This window comes from Xanthomonas campestris pv. phormiicola (assembly GCA_025666215.1).
GTDB classification, from domain to species: domain Bacteria; phylum Pseudomonadota; class Gammaproteobacteria; order Xanthomonadales; family Xanthomonadaceae; genus Xanthomonas_A; species Xanthomonas_A campestris_A.
Map to the genome: position 1 here is coordinate 1,880,037 of CP102593.1, position 24,677 is coordinate 1,904,713.

Annotated in this window: 27 protein-coding genes and 1 pseudogene; 23 read left to right on the forward strand and 5 right to left on the reverse strand. The window is 69.0% G+C overall.

The annotated features are described in order from the left end of the window. Positions 1 to 103 precede the first annotated feature (103 nt). Both NRY95_07705 and NRY95_07710 read left to right on the forward strand, forming a co-directional pair. Positions 104 to 1,033, forward strand: a complete 930-nt coding sequence (locus NRY95_07705) for a cation diffusion facilitator family transporter (protein ID UYC17827.1) — start codon at positions 104 to 106, stop codon at positions 1,031 to 1,033. Between the two features lie 46 nt (positions 1,034 to 1,079). Continuing rightward, entirely contained in the window at positions 1,080 to 2,045 is a 966-nt protein-coding gene (locus NRY95_07710; GenBank protein UYC17828.1) for a YwqG family protein, read from the forward strand. A 21-nt stretch (positions 2,046 to 2,066) separates the two neighbouring features. Here the strand turns inward: NRY95_07710 and rlmJ are convergent, their stop codons facing one another. Then, positions 2,067 to 2,924, reverse strand: coding sequence for a 23S rRNA (adenine(2030)-N(6))-methyltransferase RlmJ (gene rlmJ, locus NRY95_07715; GenBank protein ID UYC17829.1), 858 nt, complete (start codon positions 2,922 to 2,924; stop codon positions 2,067 to 2,069). Between the two features lie 34 nt (positions 2,925 to 2,958). Between rlmJ and creB the strand changes: the two genes are divergently transcribed. The 9 genes and pseudogenes from creB to NRY95_07760 all read left to right on the forward strand — a co-directional run bounded on the left by creB (position 2,959) and on the right by NRY95_07760 (position 11,583). Next, positions 2,959 to 3,678, forward strand: a complete 720-nt coding sequence (creB, locus tag NRY95_07720) for a two-component system response regulator CreB (protein UYC17830.1) — start codon at positions 2,959 to 2,961, stop codon at positions 3,676 to 3,678. Between the two features lies 1 nt (position 3,679). Further along, a complete protein-coding gene (gene creC, locus NRY95_07725) occupies positions 3,680 to 5,122 on the forward strand; it encodes a two-component system sensor histidine kinase CreC (protein UYC17831.1) in 1,443 nt (480 codons plus the stop codon). Positions 5,123 to 5,471: 349 nt separating this feature from the next. After that, positions 5,472 to 6,788: a cell envelope integrity protein CreD gene (creD, locus tag NRY95_07730; GenBank protein ID UYC17832.1), complete on the forward strand. Its 1,317-nt coding sequence runs from the start codon at positions 5,472 to 5,474 to the stop codon at positions 6,786 to 6,788. Positions 6,789 to 6,813: 25 nt separating this feature from the next. Further along, on the forward strand, positions 6,814 to 7,248 hold the full coding sequence (locus NRY95_07735) for a hypothetical protein (GenBank protein ID UYC17833.1): 435 nt from the start codon (positions 6,814 to 6,816) through the stop codon (positions 7,246 to 7,248). Positions 7,249 to 7,710: 462 nt separating this feature from the next. Then, positions 7,711 to 8,316: a GNAT family N-acetyltransferase gene (locus NRY95_07740; GenBank protein UYC17834.1), complete on the forward strand. Its 606-nt coding sequence runs from the start codon at positions 7,711 to 7,713 to the stop codon at positions 8,314 to 8,316. Next, complete coding sequence (locus tag NRY95_07745) at positions 8,313 to 9,206, forward strand: carbon-nitrogen hydrolase family protein (protein UYC17835.1); 894 nt, start codon at positions 8,313 to 8,315, stop codon at positions 9,204 to 9,206. Before NRY95_07740 ends, NRY95_07745 begins: the two co-directional genes overlap by 4 nt. Before the next feature lie 177 nt (positions 9,207 to 9,383). Continuing rightward, a pseudogene (locus NRY95_07750) lies at positions 9,384 to 9,503 on the forward strand (DUF3616 domain-containing protein). Between the two features lie 167 nt (positions 9,504 to 9,670). Then, positions 9,671 to 11,077 carry a glutamate--tRNA ligase gene (gene gltX / locus NRY95_07755; GenBank protein UYC17836.1) on the forward strand — a complete coding sequence of 469 codons (1,407 nt, stop codon included), beginning with the start codon at positions 9,671 to 9,673 and terminating at the stop codon, positions 11,075 to 11,077. 17 nt (positions 11,078 to 11,094) lie between these two features. Then, positions 11,095 to 11,583, forward strand: coding sequence for a transcriptional repressor (locus tag NRY95_07760; protein UYC17837.1), 489 nt, complete (start codon positions 11,095 to 11,097; stop codon positions 11,581 to 11,583). Between the two features lie 66 nt (positions 11,584 to 11,649). Here the strand turns inward: NRY95_07760 and NRY95_07765 are convergent, their stop codons facing one another. Beyond that, complete coding sequence (locus NRY95_07765; protein UYC17838.1) at positions 11,650 to 11,877, reverse strand: hypothetical protein; 228 nt, start codon at positions 11,875 to 11,877, stop codon at positions 11,650 to 11,652. Between the two features lie 181 nt (positions 11,878 to 12,058). After that, positions 12,059 to 12,787 carry a flagellar basal body P-ring formation chaperone FlgA gene (gene flgA, locus NRY95_07770; GenBank protein ID UYC17839.1) on the reverse strand — a complete coding sequence of 243 codons (729 nt, stop codon included), beginning with the start codon at positions 12,785 to 12,787 and terminating at the stop codon, positions 12,059 to 12,061. A 131-nt stretch (positions 12,788 to 12,918) separates the two neighbouring features. On the opposite strand from flgA, the gene flgB reads away from it, so the two are divergent. Genes flgB through NRY95_07830 form a run of 12 tightly spaced genes read left to right on the forward strand, consistent with a single transcriptional unit; the run spans position 12,919 to position 22,613 of the window. Next, the gene (gene flgB, locus NRY95_07775; GenBank protein ID UYC17840.1) at positions 12,919 to 13,287 is read left to right on the forward strand and encodes a flagellar basal body rod protein FlgB; all 369 of its coding nucleotides are present in this window, start codon (positions 12,919 to 12,921) and stop codon (positions 13,285 to 13,287) included. 5 nt (positions 13,288 to 13,292) lie between these two features. Further along, complete coding sequence (flgC, locus tag NRY95_07780) at positions 13,293 to 13,694, forward strand: flagellar basal body rod protein FlgC (GenBank protein ID UYC17841.1); 402 nt, start codon at positions 13,293 to 13,295, stop codon at positions 13,692 to 13,694. Further along, positions 13,691 to 14,380, forward strand: a complete 690-nt coding sequence (locus NRY95_07785) for a flagellar biosynthesis protein FlgD (protein ID UYC17842.1) — start codon at positions 13,691 to 13,693, stop codon at positions 14,378 to 14,380. Before flgC ends, NRY95_07785 begins: the two co-directional genes overlap by 4 nt. Positions 14,381 to 14,386: 6 nt before the next feature. Next, entirely contained in the window at positions 14,387 to 15,562 is a 1,176-nt protein-coding gene (locus NRY95_07790; protein ID UYC17843.1) for a flagellar hook-basal body complex protein, read from the forward strand. A gap of 3 nt (positions 15,563 to 15,565) precedes the next feature. After that, the gene (flgF, locus tag NRY95_07795; GenBank protein UYC17844.1) at positions 15,566 to 16,291 is read left to right on the forward strand and encodes a flagellar basal body rod protein FlgF; all 726 of its coding nucleotides are present in this window, start codon (positions 15,566 to 15,568) and stop codon (positions 16,289 to 16,291) included. Between the two features lie 37 nt (positions 16,292 to 16,328). Further along, positions 16,329 to 17,114, forward strand: a complete 786-nt coding sequence (flgG, locus tag NRY95_07800) for a flagellar basal-body rod protein FlgG (protein UYC17845.1) — start codon at positions 16,329 to 16,331, stop codon at positions 17,112 to 17,114. Further along, the gene (locus NRY95_07805) at positions 17,114 to 17,776 is read left to right on the forward strand and encodes a flagellar basal body L-ring protein FlgH (GenBank protein UYC17846.1); all 663 of its coding nucleotides are present in this window, start codon (positions 17,114 to 17,116) and stop codon (positions 17,774 to 17,776) included. The genes flgG and NRY95_07805 overlap by 1 nt, the downstream gene beginning before the upstream one ends. A gap of 7 nt (positions 17,777 to 17,783) precedes the next feature. Next, the gene (locus tag NRY95_07810) at positions 17,784 to 18,905 is read left to right on the forward strand and encodes a flagellar basal body P-ring protein FlgI (protein ID UYC17847.1); all 1,122 of its coding nucleotides are present in this window, start codon (positions 17,784 to 17,786) and stop codon (positions 18,903 to 18,905) included. A gap of 8 nt (positions 18,906 to 18,913) precedes the next feature. Continuing rightward, entirely contained in the window at positions 18,914 to 19,312 is a 399-nt protein-coding gene (locus NRY95_07815; GenBank protein ID UYC17848.1) for a hypothetical protein, read from the forward strand. After that, entirely contained in the window at positions 19,309 to 20,649 is a 1,341-nt protein-coding gene (gene flgK, locus NRY95_07820) for a flagellar hook-associated protein FlgK (GenBank protein ID UYC17849.1), read from the forward strand. The genes NRY95_07815 and flgK overlap by 4 nt, the downstream gene beginning before the upstream one ends. Before the next feature lie 13 nt (positions 20,650 to 20,662). Then, complete coding sequence (locus tag NRY95_07825) at positions 20,663 to 21,574, forward strand: hypothetical protein (protein UYC17850.1); 912 nt, start codon at positions 20,663 to 20,665, stop codon at positions 21,572 to 21,574. Between the two features lie 7 nt (positions 21,575 to 21,581). Then, entirely contained in the window at positions 21,582 to 22,613 is a 1,032-nt protein-coding gene (locus tag NRY95_07830; GenBank protein ID UYC17851.1) for a hypothetical protein, read from the forward strand. Positions 22,614 to 22,627: 14 nt separating this feature from the next. Here NRY95_07830 and NRY95_07835 read toward each other — a convergent pair whose 3' ends face one another. Next, complete coding sequence (locus NRY95_07835) at positions 22,628 to 23,737, reverse strand: HAMP domain-containing histidine kinase (protein UYC17852.1); 1,110 nt, start codon at positions 23,735 to 23,737, stop codon at positions 22,628 to 22,630. 12 nt (positions 23,738 to 23,749) lie between these two features. Continuing rightward, entirely contained in the window at positions 23,750 to 24,517 is a 768-nt protein-coding gene (locus tag NRY95_07840; protein ID UYC17853.1) for a response regulator transcription factor, read from the reverse strand. Positions 24,518 to 24,677: the final 160 nt, after the last annotated feature.

Genomic DNA, 24,677 nt, shown 5'->3' on the forward strand with positions numbered 1-24,677 from the left:
CTCGACGAAGCCTGGATTCTCGCATTACCCGGGGCCGCGCCCGTGAACGCTGCGCTCACCGCGTTTGCCTACCCTGTGCGGGGATTTTCGACAAGGAGAGGCCATGTCCGGCAGCGGCGATTCGCGGCGCGCCATTTTCTTCGCGCTCGGCGCCAACCTGGCCATCGCCCTGGCCAAGGGCGCGGCGGCGCTGGCCACCGGCTCGGGCGCGATGCTGGCCGAGACCGTGCACTCGCTGGCCGACTGCGGCAACCAGCTGCTGTTGCTGCTGGGCATGCGCCAGGCCAAGCGCCCGGCCAGCGCCGAATATCCGCTGGGCTACGGCCGCGCGATCTACTTCTGGTCGTTCCTGGTGGCGGTGATGCTGTTCTGCATCGGCGGCATGTTCTCGGTGTACGAAGGCGTGCACAAGCTGCTGCAACCCGAGCCGCTGAGCAGCTGGGGCTGGGCGGTGGGCGTGCTGGGGTTCGCGCTGCTCGCCGAGGGCGTGTCGCTGCGCACCTGCCTGCAGGAGATCGCCAAGGTGCGCGGCGAGCGGTCGCTGTGGATCTGGTTCCGCGAGAGCCGCCAGGCCGAGCTGATCGTGATCTTCGGCGAGGACATGGCGGCGCTGCTCGGCCTGGCGCTGGCGCTGGCCGCGGTGCTGCTGACGGTGCTGACCGGCAATCCGCTATGGGACGCGCTGGGCACCATCGCCATCGGCGCGTTGCTGATCGTGGTCGCGGTGCTGGTGGCGATCGAGATCAAGGCGATGCTGATCGGGCAGAGCGTGGACCCGGCCCTGCAGCGGCAACTGCATGCGTTCTTCCAGGGGCAGCCGGAGATCGAGCGGGTGATCCACCTGATCGCGGTGCAGCTCGGCGAGGACGTGATGGTGTCGGTGCAGGCGACGCTGCGCCAGAAGCACGACGCGGCGGCGCTGCTCGCCGACATCACCCGCATCGAGCGCGGCCTGAAGCAGCAGTTCCCGGCGGTGCGCTGGAGCTTCTTCGAGCCGGAGGCGGGCGCCGCCGCGGTCGCTTCCGGCAACTGAGCGGCATTGCTACAGTGGCGCCCGGTCCATCGTGGGCGACAACGCAATGAAGACCTCGAACGCGGTGCTGCTGTCCACCGTGATCACCCTGGCGCTGGTCGCGGTGCTGGGCGGGCTGATGCTGGGCGGCTTCTGGTGGCTCAAGCGCACGATGCAGGGGCCGCCGCCGGTCGCGCCATCGTCCAGCGCCGCGCCCGCGGCGAAGGTGCCGGTGCAGACCGATGCGGTGCTGGCGCCGTACCGGCAACGCCTGGACGCCACGCGCAGGCCGGTGGCGCAGCTGCGCCTGCAGCCGATGGCGCAGGACGATCGTCTGGCCAGCAAGGTCGGCGGCCGCCCGTACTGGACCGCGGACAAGGCATACCCGCAAGACGCCCATGGCCAGCCGCTGGCGCTGCTGGCGCAGGTCGACCTGGCGACGATGCCGCCGCTGCCTGGCTATCCCACGCACGGCATGCTGCAGTTCTTCATCGGCAGCGACGATTTCTATGGCGCCAACCTCGACGGCGCCACCGACCTGGCCGCATTGAGCGCGCAACGCAATTTCCGCGTGGTGTATTGGCCGCGGCCCGACGCGTCGGCGCGGCAGGCCGAGGTGCCGTTGCCGGCCGCCGACACGCTGCCGTTCGACCCGGCGCATCCGCGCGCGATGCAGTTCAGCGTGGGCGAGGAAACCATCGGCAGCAGCGACGTGCACTTCGCACAGGCGCTGGGCCGGCCGTTGGACGAGGTCGCCGCGGCCTATGCCGGCCGCCACGCGCTGGCGCAGGACGACGTGGACGAGGCGCTGTACGAGGCGTTGAATCGCGGCGGGCACAAGCTCGGCGGCTATCCCGAGTTCACCCAGGAGGATCCGCGCAAGCCGCGCGATGCGCAGGTCCTGCTGCTGCAGCTGGACAGCGACGAGGCGATGATGTGGGGCGACAGCGGCATCGCCAACTTCTTCATCGATCCGGCCGACCTGCAGCGCGGCGATTTCAGCCGGGTCGCCTACAACTGGGATTGCTATTGACCCGGCGCCGCGCGCGCCGGGTCACTCCTCGCGCTTGAGCCACTCCAGGCGCGTCGATGCGCCCGCTTCGCCCAGGTGCGTCTTCAGCGCCGGCAACGCGCTCGCCAGGGCCTGCTCGAACTGCCATGGCGGATTGAGCAGCAGCATGCCGCTGCCGTTGAGCCGCAGCGGCGAATCGTCGGGGCGCACCTGCAGTTCGGCCAGCAGCACCGACTTGGCCGGCATCGCCGCGGCCTTGCGGAAGAACGGCTGCAGGCTGCGGCGCTGCTTGATCGGATACCACACCGCGCACATCGCCTGCGGCCAGCGGGTCAGGGTCTCGCGCAGCGCCGCGGCGATCAGCGGATATTCGGCGTCCTGCGATTCGTAGGGCGGATCGATCAGCACCAGGCCGCGGCCGATCCTGGCCGCGCCGGCCTTGGGCGGCACGAACGCCTTGATCGCCGCATAGCCGTCGCCGGCGTGCACCTGCACGCGGCGGTCGTTGGCGAACAGCGCCTTCAGTTCGGCCGCTTCCTCCGGCTGCAGTTCGCAGGCCGCGAGCCGGTCCTGTTCGCGCATCGCCTGGGCGACCAGCAGCGGGGAACCCGGGTAGGCGAGCAGCGCGCCCACGGGGTTGTCGGCCTGCACCGCGCGCAGGTAGCGCTCCAGCACTTCGGGCAGGGTCGGCTGGCCCATCAGTTTCAGCACCCCGGCCGCGGCCTCGCCGGTCTTGCGCGCCTCGCTGGCGGCGAACAGGTAGCGGCCGCGCCCGGCATGGGTGTCGAGCACGAAGAACGGACTGTCCTTGCGCTTGAGCGCATCGATCAGCGCAAGCAGCACGGTGTGCTTGAGCGCGTCGGCATGGTTGCCGGCGTGGTAGGCGTGGCGATAGTTCATCGCGGCAGTGTACGGGCGGGCGGGGGTTGCGGCTATGCTGCGCGCCATGTCCGCGCCCGCCGCCCCCTGTGTCCTCGTCGTCGAGGACGAATCCGCCATCGCCGATACCGTGCTGTACGCCTTGCGCAGCGAGGGCTACCAGGTGCGGCACTGCCTGCTCGGGCGCGAGGCGCTGGCGCAGGCGCGCGCCGGCGGCATCGACGTGGTGGTGCTCGACATCGGCCTGCCCGATCTGGGCGGCTTCGAGGTATGCCGCGAACTGCGCAGCTTCAGCCAGGTGCCGGTGATCTTCCTGACCGCGCGCAACGACGAGATCGACCGCGTGCTCGGCCTGGAACTGGGGGCCGACGACTACATGGCAAAACCCTTCTCGCCGCGCGAACTGGTGGCGCGGGTGCGGGCACGGCTGCGGCGGCCGGCGGTCGCGGCGAGCGCGGGCGCGGACGCGGCGCCGGGCTGGCAGCGGCACGGCGCGTTCGCGATCGACCGCGACGGCCGCCGCATCCACTACGGCGATGCCGCCCTGGACCTGACCCGCTACGAATACGCCCTGCTGGCCGCGCTGCTGCAGCGGCCCGGCGCCATCCTCAGCCGCGCGCAGCTGATGGACCGCGGCTGGGACGCCAGCGCCGACAGCGCCGACCGCACCGTGGACACCCACATCAAGACCCTGCGCGCCAAGCTGCGCGCGGCCGGCGCCGCGCACGACCCGATCCGCACCCATCGCGGTATCGGCTACGCGCTGGAGCCGTGAGATGCGGCTGGGGCTGAAGCTGTTCCTGGGCTTCTTCCTGATCGTCGGCGTCGCCGCGTTCTTCGTGATGCGGGTGTTCGTCAACGAGGTCAAGCCCGGCGTGCGCCAGGCGATGGAATCGACCCTGGTGGACGCGGCCAACGTGCTGGCGCAGATGGCCGCCACCGACCTGAAGGCCGGGCGCATCGGCAGCGGCGCCTTCGCCCGCGACCTGGGCGCGGCGCAGCGGCGCAATCCGCGCGCGATGGTGTGGCGCTTTCCCAAGCGCAGCGTCGACTACCGCGTCACCATCACCGATGCGGCCGGCGTTGTGGTGTTCGATTCGCGCGGCCAGGACCTGGGCCGCGACAACTCGCGCTGGAACGACGTCTACCGCACCTTGCGCGGCGAATACGGCGCGCGCTCCAGCGCAGAGGGCGACGGCGACCCCAACCACACGGTGATGCACGTGGCCGCGCCGATCTACGACCCGGATGAGGGCCGGCGCCTGATCGGCGTGCTGACCCTGTCGCAGCCCAACCGCAGCATCGAGCCGTTCATCGTCGCCAGCCAGCGCAGCATCCTGCTGCGCGGCGCCTGGCTGATCGGCATCTCCGCGCTGATCGGGCTGCTGATGACCTGGGGCCTGTTGCGCGGCATCGGCCGGCTCAACCGCTACGCGCAGGCGGTCAGCGCCGGCGAGCCGGTACCGCCGCCGCCGCCGCGCCGCGACGAGATCGGCGATCTGGGCCGCGCGCTGGAGACGATGCGGCGCAAGCTCGAGGGCAAGGCCTATGTCGAGCAGTACGTGCAGTCGCTGACCCACGAGATGAAGAGCCCGCTGGCGGCGATCCGCGGCGCCGCCGAACTGCTGCAGGAACCGCTGCCGGACGCGGAGCGGCAACGCTTCGTGCGCAACATCGCCGAGCAGCAGCAGCGCCTCACCGAAACCATCGACAAGCTGCTGGCGCTGGCCGAGGTGGAGCAGCACGGCTGGCTGCAGCGGCGCGAGCGCATCGCGCTGGCGCCGCTGTTCACGCAGCTGCAGGAGGCCCTGGCGCCGCAGCTGCGTGCCAGTGGCGTGCAACTGCAGGTGCAGGCGCCGGAGGCGGAACTTGCGCTGGCCGGGGATCCGTATCTGCTGCGCCAGGCCCTGCACAACCTGCTCGACAATGCGATCGCGTTCTCGCCGGGTGGCGGTGTCGTGGTCCTGCGCGTCGGGCGCGAGACCGAGGCGCGCATCGCGCTGCTGGTGGAGGACGCGGGCCCAGGGGTTCCCGATTACGCATTGGAGCGGGTATTCGAGCGCTTCTATTCGCTGGCGCGGCCGGCGACCGGGCAGCGCAGTTCCGGCCTGGGCCTGTCGTTCGTGCGCGAAGTGGCGCGATTGCATGGCGGCGAAGCCAGCCTGCGCAATCGCCAGAGCGGCGGCGCGGTGGCGCGGCTGTCGCTGCCGGCGGCCTGAGCGGCGCCTGGATCCACTGCGGGATCGGTTCCGGGTCGGGCACAGGCCATCGGGTCCGACGGCGTTCTTGATCGGGAAAGCCCGAGGCTTCGCTCGTCGCGACTGAAGTCGCTCCCACAAGGGGCTTGCGGCCAACTGGCTGGGTGCACTGTGGGAGGGGCTTCAGCCCCGACCCTGTCCGCCGAACGTTCGCCCGTCCATCGCTGGCAACGCGAGCGCCTTGCCTGATGGACGTTGCGATCCTGCCTGCCACACGTTCTCCAGCCACTTCACACTCGCTTCAAATTCGCCTCAAACCCCGCACACGCAGGCGCGGCACCCTGGCGTCCTCCATCACCGAGGACCGTCGATGAAATCCCTCAAGCTCGTCCTGCGATTCGCCACCATCGGCGGATTGATCCTGTTGCTGCTGATTCCTTTGATGATGATCCGCGGCACCGTGCAAGACCGCCAGCGCTACCGCGACCAGGCAGTGGAGCGCGTATCGCAAAGCAAGGCCGGCGAGCAGCGCCTGCTCGGCCCGCTGCGGGTGATCCCGTGGACCCAGGTGCGCGATGTCGCGGTGGTCGATGCCGACGGCAAGCGCAGCATCAAGCGCGAAACCGAAACCGGCTACGACCTGCAGACGCCGCGGCACCTGGCGATCGACGGCGAACTCAAGCCTTCGCAACGCAGCATCGGCCTGTTCAAGGTGCAGGTGTACAGCTGGCATGCGCGGCTCAAGGCGCAGTTCGACGATCTCGACTACGAAGCGGTCGAGGGCCGCAGCTACGGCCAGCCGTATCTGGTGGTCGGCATCCAGGACGTGCGCGGGCTGGTCGGCACGCCCAACCTGCGCACCGACGGCAAGGCGCTGGCGCTGCAGCCGGGGTCGCTGGCGCTCGCCGGCCAGTCCAAGGGCGTGCATGCGCTGCTGCCGGCGCTGAGCGATGCGCGCCAGGGCCGGCTCACCGACCTGCACAGCGTGGAAATGGAATTCGTGCTCGACGGCACCCAGGGCCTGTCGATCGTGCCGGTCGGCGACGACAACCAGATCGCGCTCACCTCGCCGTGGCCGCATCCGCTGTTCGGCGGCCGCTTCCTGCCCAACGAGCGCCGCATCACCGAGCAGGGCTTCCAGGCCAGCTGGGCGCTGTCGTCGCTGGCCACCGGCGCGCAGGCGCAGCTGTTCTCCGGCGGCGAGATCGATGCGCTGCGCGTGGACCTGGTCGATCCGGTCGACGTCTACACCCAGGCCGATCGCGCCAGCAAGTACGGCATCCTGTTCGTGGTGCTGACCTTCGTCGCCTTCGCCCTGTTCGAACTGATCAAGCGCCTGCCGATCCATCCGCTGCAATACCTGCTGGTCGGCCTGGCGCTGGCGATCTTCTTCCTGCTGCTGCTCAGCCTGTCCGAGCACATCCCGTTCTGGCAGGCCTACCTGATCTCGGCGCTGGCCTGCATCGGCCTGCAGTTCTTCTACCTGTCCGGCGTGTTGCGCAGCCGCGCTCGCGCCGCCGGCTTCGCCAGCATGCTCACCGTGCTGTACGGCGCGCTGTACGGACTGCTGGCGTCGGAAGACAACGCCTTGCTGATGGGCTCGCTGCTGCTGTTCGGCATCCTCGCCGCGATCATGTGGATCACCCGCAGGATCGACTGGTACGAACTCGGCGCGGCCTTGCGCTGAGCCGGCACGCGACCAGGACTCCGCCATGTCGGCACATATCCATCTGCATCGCCGCGTCCAGGCCCTGTTGCCGGACGCGTTGGACACCCGCGGCCTGCACCGCGGCAATGCCGGCGCGGCGCTGGCGCGCAGCGCGCAGGCGGCGCTGGTCACCGCCGCCGACCGCGGCGGCGCCCTGTGGCTGCGGCTGAGCGAACGCAGCCGCGACGCGCTGGCCACGCACGGTCTTGGGTTCCTGGCGGCCGCGCTGCAGGCCCGCGCCGCCTTGCCCGGCGAGGCCGAACCCTGGCGCTATTGCGCCTGGCGCGCGCTGCGCCGCGATTCGGCCTGGGCGCAGGCCGCCGGGCAGGCCGCGCAGGCCAGCCATGGCCCCGGCTTCGTGACCTGGGAAGCGCAGGGACGCGCGCGGCTGCTGGTGCTGCCGGCGCAGGCGGCGCTGCTGTGCCGCTGGTGGCGGTGAAGCGATCACCGATGCGGGCCAAGCGCGGCTTCGCGTGCCGCCCTCGTTCCCGGCATCGCGATCGTCGGTCGTGGTCGGGCTGGCGAGCGGAGGCACAGGCAAGCGCGATCGCGACGGCGTAGCGGCCATGGACGCCGCGACGGGACGCAGCAACGGACAGGAAGCACGACGCCAGGGACGGCGGCATGGATGGATCGAGCAGGAAGGCGCGATCGTGCGCGGCAATCGCGGCCAAGGACGCCGCCGCAGGACGCAGCAGCGGGCAGGAGGCCCGGCGCCAGGGAAGGCGCCATGGATGGCACGGGCAATCGCGATCGCGCGACGCCATCGCGGCCATGGAGGCCGCGGCAGGACGCAGGACCGGGCAGGGACGCCCAGCGCCAGGGATGGCGACAGGAGTGAATCGACCAGGGCATCGCCAAGCCGGCAGCGCCACGGAAACGCCTGCGGTAGAGTTCACGGATGGACTCTCCGCTTCCCATCCAGCGCCTGCGCGGCGCGCAGATCGCCCCGTTCCTGGACGATGTCGCGCGGCTGCGCATCGCCGTGTTCCGCGACTGGCCGTACCTGTACGCCGGCGACCTGGACTACGAACGCGACTATCTGTCCGCCTACGCCGCCTCGCCGGACAGCGTGTTCGTGCTGGCGCGCGACGGCGAGCGCGTGGTCGGCGCCTCCACCGGGCTGCCGCTCGGCGACGATGCCGAGGCATTCGCCGCGGCGTTCGCCGGCAGCGCCATCGCGGTGGACGACGTGTTCTATTTCGGCGAATCGGTGCTGTTGCCCGCGTATCGCGGCCGCGGCGTCGGCCACGCCTTCTTCGACCACCGCGAAGCGCATGCGCGCGCGCTCGGCCGCTTCGCCCTGACCGCGTTCTGCGCGGTGGACCGCAGTCCCGACGATCCGCGGCGTCCGCCCGGCTACCGCGGCAACGACGCGTTCTGGCACAAGCGCGGCTACGTGCGGCAGCCGTCGCTGCGCATGCAACTGGCCTGGGACGAGCTGGAGCGTGGCGAGATCCTGCACACCCTGAGTTTCTGGACCCGCCCGCTGGAGCCTGCCGCATGAAGATCGCCGTCGCCAAGTACCCGATCGGCGCGCCGGTCGATTTCGCCGCCTTCGCCGACAAGCAGGCGGCCCTGATCGGCCAGGCCGCGCAGGCCGGCGCGCAGCTGGCGGTGCTGCCCGAATACCTGTCGCTGGAACTGGCCGCGACCTTCGCCAGCGCCGTGTCCGAGGACCTGCCGGCCTCGCTGGCGGCGATCCAGGCGCTGCACCCGCAGTACCTGGCGCTGTTCACGCAGCTGGCGCAGCGGCATCGCCTGCACCTGGTCGCCGGCAGCTTCCTGCTGGCCAGCGGCGAGGGCCGCTACCGCAACCGCGCCTACTGGTTTGCGCCCGACGGCCGCCACGGCTGGCAGGACAAGCTGCAGCTGACCGGCTTCGAGAAGGCCACCGGCCTGATCGACGGCGGCGACGCGCTGAAGGTGTTCGCCGCCGACGGCGTGCGCGCCGGCGTGGCGGTCTGCTACGACAGCGAGTTTCCGCTGCCGGTGCGCGCCCAGTACGAGGCCGGCGCGCGCCTGCTGGTGGTGCCCAGCTGCACCGACACCGAGGCCGGCGCCACCCGCGTGCGCATCGGCTGCCTGGCGCGCGCGCTGGAGAACCGCATCTTCGTCGCCCAGTCGGTGACCGCCGGGCTGGCCGAATGGAGTCCGGCGCTGGACGTGAACACCGGCGAGGCGGCGATCTACGCACCGATGGATGCCGGTTTCCCGGCCGACGGCATCGTCGCGCAGACCCGGGGCGAGCAGGTCTGGGCGCTGGCCGACCTGGACTTCGCCGCGTTCGAGGCCAGCCGCGGCCGCGCCCAGGTCGCCAACGACCGCGATTGGCGCGGCCAGCTGGCCCCGGCCATCGCACGCGCGCAGCTGACCGGCTTCGCCCAGGCGCGCTAGCCGTCCCGGCCAGGCGCGATTGGGTCTTGCCGGCCGTCGGCCGGCACTGCGCCGCCGCGCGCCGATCTGCGCCCGAGCGCCCACCGCGGAGACGAGCCGCGCCGCTGCCGCAGCACACGCGATCCGGACGGGCGATGCGTTTTGCTGTCGGTTCCCTTCGCTGCCGACGTAGTGCCGATGCCCAAGACCCTGCTGCCGCACGCCGTGCGCCTGCAATTCGCGCCCGGCGCGCTGGTCCATGCCAACCGGTCCGGCGCCGCCTTCACCGACGCGTGGCAGTGGGTGGCCGGCGACGAACTGCTGCGCTAGCGCATTTGTGGGAGCGACTTCAGTCGCGACCGAAGTCGCTCCCACAATGGCTGGAACGCATCCAGGCACTGTTGCAGCCTGCGCCGCACCGCCTCCGGGCACCGTCGGGCACGGCGGGGTAAAATCGCCCGATTCCCGTTTGCTCCGAGCGTTCCATGGCCTGCCGCACCCGTTTCGCCCCCAGTCCCACCGGTTACCTGCACATCGGCGGCGCGCGCACCGCGCTGTACTGCTGGCTGGAGGCGCGCCACCGCGGCGGCCAGTTCGTGCTGCGCATCGAGGACACCGACCGCGAGCGCAGCACCCAGGCGGCGATCGACGCCATCCTCGAAGCGATGGACTGGCTCGGCCTGGACTACGACGAGGGCCCGGTCTACCAGACCCGGCGCATTGCCCGCTACCAGGAAGTGGCCGAACAGCTGCTCGCCGCCGGCAAGGCCTACTACGCCTACGAGACCCGCGAGGAACTCGACGCAATGCGCGAGGCGGCCATGGCCAGGCAGGAAAAGCCGCGCTACAACGGCGCCGCGCGCGAGCAGGGCCTGCCGTACCGCGACGATCCGAACCGGGTGATCCGCTTCAAGAACCCGGTCGGCGGCAGCGTGGTGTTCGACGACCTGATCAAGGGCCGCATCGAGATCGCCAACAGCGAGCTCGACGACATGGTGATCTTCCGCCCCGACGGCTACCCCACCTACAACTTCGCGGTGGTGGTGGACGACTGGGACATGGGCATCACCGAGGTCATCCGCGGCGACGACCACATCAACAACACCCCGCGCCAGATCAACATCTACCAAGCGCTGGGCGCGCCGGTGCCGAAGTTCGCGCACATGCCGATGATCCTGGACGAGCAGGGCGCCAAGCTGTCCAAGCGCACCGGCGCGGCCGACGTGATGCAGTACAGGGACGCCGGCTACCTGCCGCACGCGCTGATCAACTACCTGGCGCGGCTGGGCTGGTCGCACGGCGACCAGGAACTGTTCGGCCGCCAGGAGCTGATCGACCTGTTCGACGTCAAGGACGTCAACTCCAAGGCGGCGCGGCTGGACATGGCCAAGCTCGGCTGGGTCAACCAGCATTACCTGAAGACCGACGACCCGGCCACGATCGCGCCGCAGCTGGAGCACCAGCTGGCCAAGCTCGGCATCGACCCGGCCGCCGGCCCGGCCGCCGCCGACGTGGTGCTGGCGCTGCGCGAGCGCGTGCAGACGCTGAAGGACATGGCCGAGAAGGCGGTGGTCTGGTACCGGCCGCTGGAGACCTACGACGAGGCCGCGGTGGCCAAGCACCTGAAGCCGGGCGCCGAGCTGGCGCTGGGCAAGGCGCGCGAGCTGCTGGCCGCACTGGACGAATGGAGCGTGGACGGCGTGTCCGCCGCGCTGCACGACGCGGCCGCCGCGCTGGAGATCGGCATGGGCAAGGTGGCGCAGCCGCTGCGCGTGGCCATCACCGGCACCCAGGTCAGCCCGGACATCTCCTACACGGTGTACCTGGCCGGGCGCGAACAGGCCTTGAAACGCATCGACGCCGCGCTCATCAAGATCCCAGCGGGAAGCTGATTCCCCGGAGAACCGCCATGTCCAGCAAGAAGACCGCCTGCACCGAGCCGCACCACCACGTCCACGACGCCGACGACTTCGTCAAGGTGGTGGAGCGGGTGAGCCGCGAACGCGGGCTGCGGCTGACCCCGATCCGCGCCAACGTGCTGCGCCTGATCGCCGAGGCGGGGCGCCCGGTGAAGGCCTACGACCTGCTGGAATGGGTGCGCGAGGGCAAGAGCGTGGGCGCCGACGCGCCGCCCACCGTGTACCGCGCGCTGGATTTCCTGATGGCCAACGGCTTCGTGCACAAGCTCGAGTCGGTCAACGCCTTCGTCGCCTGCCACCATCCCAGCAGCGCGCAGCACTCGGTGCCGTTCCTGATCTGCGACCGCTGCCACAGCGCGGTCGAGCTGGAGGACCGCGACGTGGTCGCGCAACTGGAACAGCGCGCCAAGGCGCTGGGCTTCCAGCCGCAGGCGCAGACCCTGGAAGTGCACGGGCTGTGCGCGCGCTGCGCGGGCTGAGGATCGCGTCCGTAGCCGTGTGACCTGGCCACGGCAGGGCGTCGTGGCGCGCCCGCGGTGCCGGTGCTACTGGCCGCGCGCGGCGGCGGTCAACGCATTGATGTGCAGCAGTGCTTCCTCATAGGCGGCGACCAGCGAGCTTTTCGCATCGCGCCAGGCGTGCATGCTGCGCCCGCTCAGCAAGGGGTGCAGCGGATCGCTGGCGGTCCGGTCGTAGATGTACCAGCAGCCGATCCAGCCGGTCTTGTCCTTGGCTTGGAGGGTGCCGACATTGACGAAATAGCGGTAGACCATGCGCGGCATTGTTCAAGGTGTTGCCCGGTGCGACCGTCGATCGGTGCGCGTGGGGCGTAGGCGGATGGGGGCGGCGTCGCCGGCGCCGGGGACGGTCAGCGCCGCGGTTGTGGTGCACGTCGCCGCCGCGGTGACCAACGCGCCGTTGCAGGCCCGCCGTCGCGGCCGCGGTCCGCGGCCGTCATCGCGTTTGCATGGCCGGCGCGACGACGCCGTCGCCACTGACCCGTGCGGCGAGGGTCTTGCCGGTGCTCTGGTTGCGCACGATGACGGCCTCGCCGAGGCCGGCATCTGCCAGCGCGGTGCCGGCGATGCTGATCTGAAAGCCCGCTGCGCCGGCGACGATGCGCACCTGCTGGCCGCGGTGCACGCCATGGTCGCTGGCCAGGAACCGGCTTAGCAGCAGCTTGCCGGCGCCGAGCGGGCGTAGCAGGGTGTGGCCGACCGCTTGCGCAGGATCGGTCAGGGCATCGGGCGACAGGCTGATGTCCTGCTCGGCGGTGTCGAGCATGCTCGCCTCGAGCACGCGTCCGCCAGCGATGCCGCTGCGCGCCACCAGCACCTTCGCGCGGATCGCGGTGCGCACCGTGTAGCGCGATTGCCCACCCTTGCCGGCCGGGCATTCGGCACCGAGCAGCACGCGGCCGGGCATCGCCTTGAGGATCTCGATCCGCCATCGCTGCGGGCAGGGCGCAGGGCGCCTGGCGGGCGGGATGACGTCCACGTCCAGCCGTGTCGCCTGGATGCCCTGTTGAGCGACCCGCACGCGCAGCCAGTCGCGGGCCGCGTCGGCCACCTGGTTCTGCGGTGCATCTGCCCATGCCGCGGCTGGCGCGGCCAGCCACAGGGCAACGAGCACGAGCGCGGTACAGGTGGCGGGGCGCACGAGAGAGCGGGGCTGCGTCGGCATGCGCAAAATTATCTGCCCACGCACCTGCCGCAATCGCTCAAAGAGTTTTTAGATTTCAGTTGTTGCGGTGCCCACCTTCTACTATCTCGTCCACCCGCCAGGCGGGATGGCGACTTACAGGAACGGCATCTATGGGCTTGGATCTCAAGCAGGCGTTGGGCGTGCATCCGGACGCGCTGGCCTTGCGCAGCGAACGGGCGCAGGTATTGGCTGCCAATCTGGCCAACGACAGCACGCCAGGCTACCAGGCGCGCGACCTCGACTTCCAGGCGCGCCTGCAGCAGAGGTTGGGCGACGCGTCCGAAGCGCCGTTGCCGCAGTTCGACGACGACAAGACGCTTTACCGGGTTCCCGGGCGCACCGCTATGGACGGCAACACGGTGGAGCTCGGCGCCGAGCAGGCGCGCTTCGCGCAGAATGCGGTGGATTTCCAGACCAGCCTGACCTTCGTGAACATGCGCCTGCGCGGACTGGCTGCCGCGATCAAGGGCGAGGCCTGACCGCCATGGGATTCAAGCAGATCACCGAGATCGCCGGGTCGGCGATGTCCGCGCAGACCGTGCGCATGAACACCATCGCCAGCAACCTGGCCAATGCCGGCACCGCCGGCACCGCCGAGCATGCCTATCACGCGCGCAAGCCGGTGTTTGCCGCGATCCTCGACGGTGTCGGCGCACGCGTCCAGGTGCTGGACGTACTGCCCAGCCAGGATCCGCTGGAGCAGCGCTATGAACCCGGCAACCCGCTGGCCGACAGCAACGGGATGGTCTTCTATTCCAACGTCAATCCTGTCGAGGAAATGGCCGACATGCTGTCGGCCACGCGCTCCTATGCGACCAACGTGGAAGTGATGACCCGCATCAACGGCATGCAGCAGCAGATTCTGAAAATGGGAGAAGGCGCATGAGCGCATCGATACAGGGCACGGCCGCGACGCTGTCCGCGCTCGCCGGCAGCGACGCGATCGCAACCAATGGCAGCAGCAACTCCGATCTGTTCATGCAGTTGCTGGTCGCGCAAATCCAGCACCAGGATCCGCTTGCGCCGATGGAGAGCAAGGATTTCGTGCAGCAGTTCGCGGCGATGACCCAGGTGCAGAGCATGGAGAGCATGAGCAGCGCGGCCAGCGCCTCCAACGCGTTGCAGCAGAGCCTGCTGAGCGTCGGTTTCGGCGGCCAGGTCGGCGCGCAGGTCGCCGTCGCCGCCAACACGGTCACGCTCGCTGGCGCGCCGGTCGGTGGCGGTTTCACCCTGGACAGGGCAGTCACCGATGCCGGTGTCGTACTGACCGGCAGCGATGGCGTGGAGCACCGCCTCGCGCTCGGCCCGCAACAGGCCGGCATGGTGGAATTCACGCTCGATCCCGGCCAGCTCGGCCTGCCAGCCGGCCGCTATGCGCTGAAGGCGCAGACCAGCGCCGGTGACACGCCGGACGTGGAGATCCATGGCCGCTTGCAGTCGGTGCGCATGGACACGGCCGGCGCGGTGCTGCTCGACGTGGCTGGCATCGGCGAGGTTCCCACCGCGGGCATCGTCCGCTTCCTGGGGCGCGGCGATGGCGCGTCCTCTTCCAACACCCAGTCCGGAGCCTGACCTACCATGTCCTTCAACATCGCCCTGAGCGGCCTGAACGCGGTGAGCAGCGCGCTGACCCAGATCAGCAACAACATTGCCAACAGTGCCACCTACGGCTTCAAGTCCGGTAGCGCCAGCTTCGCCTCCTCCTATGCCGACGGCAAGGGTGCTGGCACCTACGTCAACTCGGTCAGCCAGACCATCGACCAGAAGGGCAACATCGTCCCGACCGGGCGCGGGCTCGACGCGGCGGTGGACGGGCGCGGTTTCTTCGTCGTCGCCGATAGCGACGGCAGCGTGATGTACACGCGCACAGGCCAGTTCAGTGTCGACGCCAACGGCTTCCTGGTCGATGCCAGCGGCCGCCACCTGCGCGGCTACAGTGCCACCAGCAACGGTGCGCTCGGCGATCTGAGCGTGCCCAGCGGCGGCATGCTGGCCAAGGCCAGCGCCAGCCTCAGCTACGCCGGGACCATGTCTGCGGACTGGAGCGCGCCGGCCACCGCCACTTTCGACATGGCCGATCCCACGTCCTACAACGCGGTGCAGGTCACCAGTGTCTACGATTCGCTTGGGCGCGAGCACACCCTGAGCCAGTACTTCGTACGCGGCAACGGCAACCAAGTCGACGTCCATTACGCCACCGATGGCACCTTGAATGCGGCCACCGGCAGCCTGCAGTTCGACACCAGCGGCCAGCTGACCGTCCCGGCGGCGCCAGTCAGCGTCGCGCTGGGTACCCCGACCGGCGCGGCGCCAATGGTGCTGGCGATCAACTACACCGGCACCGTGTTCGCCGGCGGCAAGTTCAGCACCACCACCAACGCCGCCGACGGCAACGCACCGGGGTCGCTGACCAACGTCACCCTCGACGGCGACGGCAGCATCCAGCTGGGATACAGCAACGGCCAGAAGGTCAGCGCCGGGCAGCTGGCGCTGGCCAGTTTCCCGGCCGAAGAGGCCTTGTCGGCCGTGGACGGCAATGCCTGGCAACCCAATGCCGCCACCGGCGCTGCGGTGTACGGCGTGGCCGGCAGCGGCCTGTTGGGCGCGCTGAAGACGCAGTCGCTGGAAAGCTCGAACGTCAACATGGCCAACGAACTGGTCAACCTGATGAGCACCCAGCAGAACTACCAGGCCAATTCCAAGGTGCTGTCCAGCGAAAACGAAATGATCAAGACGCTGATGCAGGCGATCTAAGCCATGGATGCCTTCCTCTACACCGCGGTCAGCGGCGCCGACTACAGCCAGAAGGCGTTGGCGGTACGTGCCAACAACCTGGCCAATGCACAGACCCCGGGGTTCCGCGCCGACCTGAGCGTGGCCGAACCGCTGCAGATCGAAGGCTACGGCTACGATGCGCGGCTGCAGGCGGCGGTGACCGACACCGTGGTGGATCAGACCAGCGCGCATCTGAGCGAAACCGGGCGGCCGCTGGACATGGCGATCCAGGGCAACGGCTACTTCACGGTGCAGACCGAGGATGGCATCGCGTATTCGCGCGCCGGCAACTTCGCCCTCGACGACCAGGGCGCGATGACCCTCAATGGCCATCCGGTGCTTGGCGATGGTGGCCCGGTGGTGCTGCCGCAGTACGCGGCGCTGGACATCGGCGCTGACGGCAGCGTCTCGGTGCAGGCGCCGGGCACCAGCGAGATGCAGGTGGTCGATCGCCTGACCCTGGTAGCGCCGGAGCCGGCCGATCTGTTCAAGCGCGCGGACGGCCTGCTCGGCTCGCGTGCCGGCATCGCCTATGGGCGCGAGGATGGCGTGCGCGTGGTGTCCGGCCACCTGGAGGACAGCAACGTCTCGGCCATCGAGGAGATGATGCAGACCATGCAGCTCAGCCGCACCTTCGAGATGCAGATGCGGATGTTCCGCAGCGCCGACGAGATGGCCGATTCCGGCAACCGTCTGATCCGCGGTTGAGCGCCCCCCACCGATTCCAAGCACCCCGAGCGACGACATGAACCAGACCTTGTGGATCAGCAAGACCGGCCTGCAGGCGCAGGACACGCGCCTGCAGACCATCGCCAACAACCTCGCCAACGTCAACACGGTTGGGTTCAAGCGCGATCGCGCCATGTTCCAGGATCTGTTCTATCGCGTGGAGCAGCAACCGGGCGCGCAGTTGAACGACGCCACGCTTGCCGGCGGCGTGCAGATCGGCAACGGTACCCGCCTGGCCGGCACGCAGAAGGTGTTCACGCCTGGCAGCCGGCAGGCCTCGGCCAACCAGCTGGACCTGGCGATCGAAGGCAACGGCTTCTTCCAGGTCGAACTGCCCGACGGCGAGATCGGCTACACCCGCGATGGCCAGCTGCGCCCGGACAAGGACGGCGCCCTGGTCACCGCGCAGGGGCTGAGGCTGACCGCGGGCATCACCATTCCCGGCAATGCCAAATCGGTCAGCATCGGCGAGAACGGCATGGTCAGCGCGGTGACGCCTGATTCGGCGACGCCGGTGCAGCTCGGTCAGCTGCAACTGGCCAGTTTCGTCAATCCCGGCAGCCTGCTGGCGATCGGCGACAACCTGTACCGCGAGACCGTGGCCAGCGGCGTGCCGGTCGAAGGCCAGCCCGGCCTGGATGGCATGGGCACGATCAAGCAGTACGCGCTGGAGAGCTCCAACGTGCAGGCGGTGGAGGAAATGGTCGACATGATCGCCGCCCAGCGCACCTATGAAATGAACACCAAGGTGCTGACCGCGGCCGACAACATGATGCAGCAGCTGGCGCAGGCCGCACGCTGATGCCGCGCCTGCACACCCTGGCCGCGCTGCTGCTTGCCGCCGTCCTGGGCAGCTGCGCCACCTTCACTGGCGAGCTGCCGATGCCGGCCGGCGACGACATGCCGCCGTTGGTGCTGGAGCCGCAGCAGGGCAGCTCCGGTGGCGTGTTCGTGCCCGGCATGGGCCGTGCGCTGACCGCCGACAACCGCGCCTACCGCGTCGGCGACGTGCTCACCGTGGACCTGGAGGAGGCCACCCAGGCCAGCAACAGCAACAAGACCGCGATCAGCAAGGATTCGCAGATCGCGATGCCGGACGGCAAGGTGCTCGGCGCGGCGCTGACCCTGGGTACCGACCTGGGCATCAAGCGCGACAACGCCGGCACCGGCACCACCAGCCAGAACAACTCGATGGCCGGCGCGCTCACCGTGATCGTCCAGAAGGTGCTGCCCAACGGCCTGCTGCAGATCGGCGGCGAAAAGAGCCTGATGTTGAACCAGAACGTGGAGACGGTGCGGCTCAGCGGCTACGTGCGCAGCTCTGACCTGGACGCAAGCAACCGGGTGTCCTCGCAGCGCGTGGCCGACGCCCGCATCCGCTACTCCGGCCGCGGCGAGATCGCCAACGCCAACCGCGGCGGCTGGCTGACGCGCTTCTTCAACCATCCGCTTATGCCGTTCTGAGATGCGCATGACGCTCCGTAGCCGCTTGTCCCCGCGCCGCCTGGCGGCGTGCCTGCTGCCGCTGCTATGGCTGGCCGCGGCCGCGCCGGCGCAGCAACTGGAAACCCTGGTCGATGTGGAGGGTATCCGCGAGAACCAGCTCACCGGCTACGGCATCGTGGTCGGCCTCAGCGGTAGCGGCGACGGCACTCAGGCCCGCTATACCAGCCAGTCGCTGCGCAACATGCTCGACCAGTACGGCGTACGCACGCCGGACGGAGTCCAGCTGCGCGCCCGCAACACCGCCGCTGTGATGATCAGCGCGGTGTTCCCGCCCGGCTACCGCAAGGGGCAGACCATCGACGTGGTGGTGTCCTCGATCGGCGACGCCAAGAGCCTGCGCGGCGGTACCCTGCTGCTGGCGCCACTGGCCGGCGCCGACGGCAAAGTCTATGCGCTGGCGCAGGGCAACCTGGTGGTGCCCGGGCTCAGCGCGCAAGGCCGTAGCGGTTCCAGCGTCACCATCAACACGCCCACCGCCGGACGCATTCCCAACGGTGCCACGATCGAAGAGGTGATCCCGTCGGATTTCTCGACGGCGCCGACCATCCGCCTCAACCTGAAGCGCCCCGACTTCCGCACCGCCACCAACATCACCAACGCGCTCAACCGTACTCTGGGCGAGGGCGCCGCGTATTCGCTGGATGCCACCGCGGTGGAAGTGACCGCGCCGCCCGAACCGCGCCAGCGCGTGGCCTTCGTCGCCCGGATCAACGCGCTGGACGTGGACTCCGGCAACGGCGAGCCGCGGGTGGTGTTCAATTCGCGCACCGGCACTGTGGTGATCAGCCAGGACGTCAAGGTCAAGCCGGTCGTGATCTCGCATGGCGCACTGCGGGTGATGATCGGCGAGAGCCCGGCGGTGAGCCAGCCCAATGCCTTCGGCGGCGGCCAGACCGCCACGGTGCCGCAGTCGCAGGTGAACGTCGAGCAGGCGGTGCCGCACACCTTCCGTTGGCCCGCTGGCGCCAGCCTGCAGGCGATCGTGGACACGATCAACAGCATCGGCGCCACGCCTGACGACATGATGGCCATCCTGCAGGCGATGGACGAGGCCGGCGCGCTGACCGGCAAGCTGGTGGTGATCTGATGCGGCCCATGTCGATTTCGTCGTCCCTGCCTTTGCCCGGCGCCGCCGTGTCGGCGCCGCGCGCGGCGGTCACTGATGCCACCGCCGCACAAGCCGCGCTGGTCAAGGCGGCCGAGCAGTTCGAGAGCCTGTTCATCGCGCAGATGTTCAAGCAGATGCGCCAGGCCGCCGAGGCGTTCGGCGACGGCAACGAACCGGGTGCCAGCGCCGGCAATGCGGCCGTGCTCGAGCATGCCGACTGGCTGGTGGCCGACAGCATGTCCAGCCGGCACGCCTTCGGCATTGCCGACTGCCTGATCGCGCAGATGCGCAGCGGCGCAGCCACGACCACCCGCAATGCCACACCTGCGGCGCAAGCCGCCGTGGCGTCCCCGTCTTCATTCGACCCATCCGGAATCCAGCCATGAGCATGCTCTCCATCGGCCTGTCGGGCATCCAGGCCGCCCAGCTCGGCCTGAACATGTCGGCGCGCAATACCGCCAACATGAAGACCGAGGGCTACTCGCGACAAGGCGTGTCGCTGGTGGCCGATTCACGCGGCGGCGTGGAGGTGGCCTCGCTCGTGCGCTACGGCGACGCCTACCGCAGCCGCCAGCTGTGGTCGGCGCTGTCCAGCGAGGGCGAGTACGCGGCGTCCGATCCCTACTTCCACGAGCTGGAATCGACGATGGGAAGCACCGGGGGCAGTGCCGGCGAGGGCGTGGACGCCTTTTTCGCCGCGCTCAACGAAGTCAGTACCGACCCGACCTCGGTGCCGCTGCGGCAACAGGTGATCACCGCCGCGCAGAGCATGGGCACGCGCTTCAATTCGCTGCGCGATGCGCTCAAGAATCAGCTGGACACCGTTGCTCAGCAGGCCGTGGCGATGTCCGAGCAGGTGGGCGCGCTTGCGGCCACCGTGGCCGACCTCAACACGCGCATCAGCGAGGCGGCCGCGACCAAGTCGGCGACCTCCGAACTGATGGATCAGCGCGACCTGGCGCTCGGCGGCATCGCCAAACTGATCGATGTGCAGGTCGGGACGCAGCCCGATGGCACGCTCAGCGTCAGCCTGCGCAACGGCGTGCCGCTGGTCCTCGGCGGCCGCAGCGCCAAGCTGCTGGCCAGCAGCGACGCCGGCGGCGCGTTGTCGCTCAATGTGTCCCTGGATGGCGCATCGTATCCGTTGGCCAGCGGCAGCATCGGCGGCCAGATCGGCGGGCTGGATGACTACGCCAAGGTGGTGGCGGAGAAGATGAACGATGCAAAGACGCTGATCACCGAGCTGGCCAACCGGGTCAACGAGCGGCTCACTGCCGGCTTTGGCAGCAATGGCGCGCCTGGCCTGGCGATGTTCACGGTCGATGCCGACAGCGGCAGGGTCGCCGTCAACGCGGCGCTGACGCCCGCCGCGCTGGGTGCTTCCGCCGCCGCGGACACGCCGGGCAACAGTGACAACCTGGCCTCGGTCATCGCCCTGAGCAAGAACAAGCTGACCATGCCCGGGCTTGGCGAGGTATCCATCACCGATGCTTATACCCTGATGGTTGGCAAGCTGGGTTCGGAAAGCGCCGCCAACAAGGCCGCGCTGAGCACCGCGTCCATCCAGCGGCAGCAGGCGGAGGCGAACCTGAGCTCCGTCAGCGGGGTCAGCAGCGAGGAGGAGGTGGTGAGCGTCTCGGAGTTGCTGCAGTCCTACCAAGCCAACATGAAAGTGATCTCGGTTGCCAACGAGATCATCAAGGTCACCCTGGACGCCTTCTGAGGAGCGGGTCGCGATGCGTGTTGCCAATGGATTCTTCAGTGCCACGGTCAGGCTGAGCCTGGCCAACGACAACATCGCGCTGGCCAACAGCCTGGCGCAGACATCCAGCGAAAGGCGCGTGCTGCTGCCGTCGGACGATGCCGTGGCCAGCGTGCGCCTGCGTATGCTCGCGCGCGATTCGACGATGCTCGACCAGTACCGCGAGAACATCGGCCAGTTGCAGGTGCGCATGCGCCAGGACGAGCTCAGGCTGCGCGACATCGGCCAGGGCATCGCCTCGGCGCACGACGCCATGTTGTGGGCGCTGAACGGCTCCAACACCAGCGCCGACCTGCTGTCGATGGCCACTCCGCTGCGCGCGACCATGGATCAGATGCTGGCCTCGGCAAACAGCACCGACTCGGCGGGGAACTACATGTTCTCCGGCACCCTGACCACGACCGCGCCGATCGCGTACAACCCCAGCGCGGCGCCCGGATCGCGCTACAGCTATGCCGGCAACAGCGAGACCCAGCAGGTGGTGATCGGCAACGACCTGACCCACTCGGCCAACTCCAACGTGCAGGACCTGGCCGAGGTACTCAACAAGATGGACGTGGCGGTGCAGGCGCTGCAGATCCCAGGCGCCCGCATCAACGATCCGGCCGTGCGCGCGCAGATCAGTGCTGCCGAGGCCGCGCTGAACCAGGCGGTGGACACCAACGCCGGCGTCGTCAGCCGCATCGGCAGCGTGCTCAAGATGCTCGGTGAACTCGACAACCGGCACGCGGCGATGCAGGTCAGCAACCAGGAAGCCTCCAGGCAGGCTGACGGCTTCGACATGGCCGAAGTCTACGACCAGATGACGCAACAGAAGGTCGCCATCGAGGCGACCTACAAGGTCTACGGCAAGATCATGCAGTTGAACCCGTTCGACTTGCTGTGAGTGGGCGATGAGCGTGCGCCTGTTGCCGCTGGGCATCGAGCGTCAGGGCCTGCCGACCTCCACCACGGTGACGGCGGCGTCGGCAGCGGGCGACCGGCCGGCGGTGTCGTGGACGCAGGTGGCCGATGCCGACGCCGAACGCGGTTGGGACAGCGCGTTCGCCTCGTACCAGTCGCAGCTCAACCAGCAGGTGACCGGCGCGCAACGCGCGCTGGCCTACCTGGAGCAATTGCGGCTGCGCTTGCGCGAGCTGGCGCGGCGCTTGCGCATCGATACCTCGGTCGGCGAGCAGGCATCCGCGCTGGTCAGCGAGAGCCTGGCGCTGGTGCGTGGACAATGGGAACAGCGCGAGGTCGCCAGCGGCGGCACGCTGGATGCCGACCTGGTGTACTGCCCGGCCGGCGACGCACGGCAACGCTTCCGCATCCATGGCCTGGACAGCGCGGCGCTGAGATTGCCGGATGCGGAGCGGCTGGTGTTCTATCCGCGCGGCCTGGGACGCGCCTCGCGCACCCTGTCGCTGGTGGCAGGCGAGGCCGTCGAGCGGCGCTGGCAGCGGCTGCAGGACGCGCTGGCCCCGGCTGGTATCCGTGTGCAGCTGGACGCGGGCGAGCCGATCCTGTCGATCGCCGAGAGGGCCTGGCCGGCATTGCGCGACAGCCTGCTGATCCACGGCGAGGGTTGGCGGTTTCCTGGCGGCTGGCCGGTGCAGGCGCGGGTACAGGCCCTGCCCGGGGCGATCGTGCCGCATGCGTGGCAGGTCGACACCCGGCCCGATCGGCAGCAGGCGTTCCGCCAGGCCGGCGCGGCGCTGATCCTGCTCGAGCAGACCCGGCTGCAGGTGTCGAGCCTGCTCGCCGACAGTGCGCGCACCCTCCACGCTGACGCCGGCTTTCCCGCCGTGGAGGCGATGCACCGGCTGCTGGGTGGGTTCGTCACCGTGCTTGAGCGCAACAGCGGCTTTCTGCGCCTGGCCACCGCAGGCGCCTGCATGCGCGGCATGAACCGGCGCAAGGTAGGGCAGGTGCTGGGCGAATGAGGCCGCGGCCGCAGTCACGCGCGTGGCAGCAGCAGCCGTAGCTCGGTGCCCTGGCCGGGCCGGCTGTCGATCACCACTTCGCCGCCGTGGTGTTCGACCACGCGCTTGACGAACGACAGTCCCAGGCCGACGCCCTGTTGCTGTCCGCGGTGCCTGGCGGACTGGAACATCGAATCGAACACCAGCGGCAGGTCGTCGGGGGCGATGCCTTCGCCCTGGTCGACCAATCGCAGCAGCAACCGTCCGTCGTGGTGCAGCAGCAGATGGGTCTGCACGGTGGTCCCCGACGGCGAGTACTTGATCGCGTTGTCGAGGATGTTGACGATCGCACGAATCAGCGTGGCCACGTTGCCGCGCACGCGGGTGTCGGTCAGGGTGCATTGCGGCTCGGCCAGCTGGATCGACTTCTGGTTGGCATTGAGCCACATGTAGTCGATCGCCTCGATCACGATGTCCTCCAGGCTGAACAGGGAAAACGAGGCCTGGCTGATCTGTTCGGCACGGCTCAACTGCAGGAAATCGCGCGAGATGCGCAGCGAGTATTCGGCCTGGCGGCGCAGTTCGCCCAGGAATTCCAGGTCCTTGCGCTGCGCACCGGAGGCGCTGGCATCGCCGAGTGCGGCGCCGCGTTGCTCGATCAGGGTCAGTATCGACACCAACGGGGCGCGCACATCGTGGGCGATGTGCTGCAGCGTGGCCTTGGCGTCGGCCACCCGTCCCTTTTCCAGGTCGATCAGGCACAACAGCCGCTGCAGCCTGTCGCTGAACAGGCTGTCCGGGCCCAGGAACGGCAGGCTCAGCAGCAGCCACAGGTGTCCGTCGATGCTGATCTGTTCGCTGCCGAACTGATTGTCGCAGCTGCGCGAGGCCAGCATGTTCAGTGCCACCGCGGGCAGCTGCGCGGCAGCCGCCCTGCTCGCTGGCTGTCCGGCGCGGCAGTTGTCCCACAGGATCCGGCCCTTGGTGCTGGTCACCAGCATCGGGATCGGAATCTTGTCCAGCAACTGCAGTTGGCGCTTGTCCACGCGCAGGAAGCGCAGCATCCGCCAGCGGTAGACGGAATGCGCGCAATACCAGCCTATGCCACTCCCCAGCAGGAACAGCCCGATTCTGGTCGCTATCACGTGTTTACCAGCTTATGACCATCGCATCGTGCCCGGCGTGCAGGTCACCGGTTGCGACTCGCTGCCGACCCGGCGTCGCGCGTTGGGCAGCACTTCGAGCCGGTAGCCGTGGTTGTAGACGGTGGAGACGACCATGCCGTTCTTGGCACGCAGTTCCAGGCTGTTGCGCAACTTGCTGATGTAGGTGGCCAGGGTGGCATCGTACTTGGAATCGACCTTGCCCCAGATCGTCTGGATCAGTTCGTTCTTGCTGACGATGCGTCCCACGTTGCGGAACAGATGCAGGGCCAGGGTGAATTCGCGCGCCGGCAGGTGCACCACCCGCGAGACGCCGTTGTTGCACAGCTTCACGCTACGGGCGCTGACATTGAGCGTGTAGTTGCCGCTCACCACCCATTCGCCGCGCAGGCTTTCCGGGTAGTACTTGCGCTCCTGCGCGCGCACCCGGGCGATCAGTTCGCGCTCTCCGGTCGGCTTGACCAGATAGTCGTCCGCGCCATTTTCCAGCCCGTGCACGATGCTGTCCTCGCCTTCGTGGTTGGACAGCATGATCACCGGCAGCTTACAGGCGTGCTGCTCGCGCACCCAGCGCAGGACCTCGATGCCGTTGCGGCCTGGGACTTCCCAGTCCAGCAGCAGCATATCGACCCGTTCCATCTCCAATAGCTTGACGAAGCTGTTGCCGTCATGTCTGACGACGTTGGGATAGCCGGCCTTGTCCAGCCAGTTGGCCAGGGCCAGGGCCTGGCTGACCGTGTCCTCAAGGATAGCGACGCGCATGTGGTACTCCGTTAGAGAACTGATGGGGAGGGATTAGTCGTTCGTAGACACTTTTCGCAAATGTCTACGCCAGGCCTCAATTGGGCTCACTTACTAGCGATCGTCAAACCACCAGGTTTCTTTAGTTCTAAACCATCATTCTGTGATGCGCACACGAGGC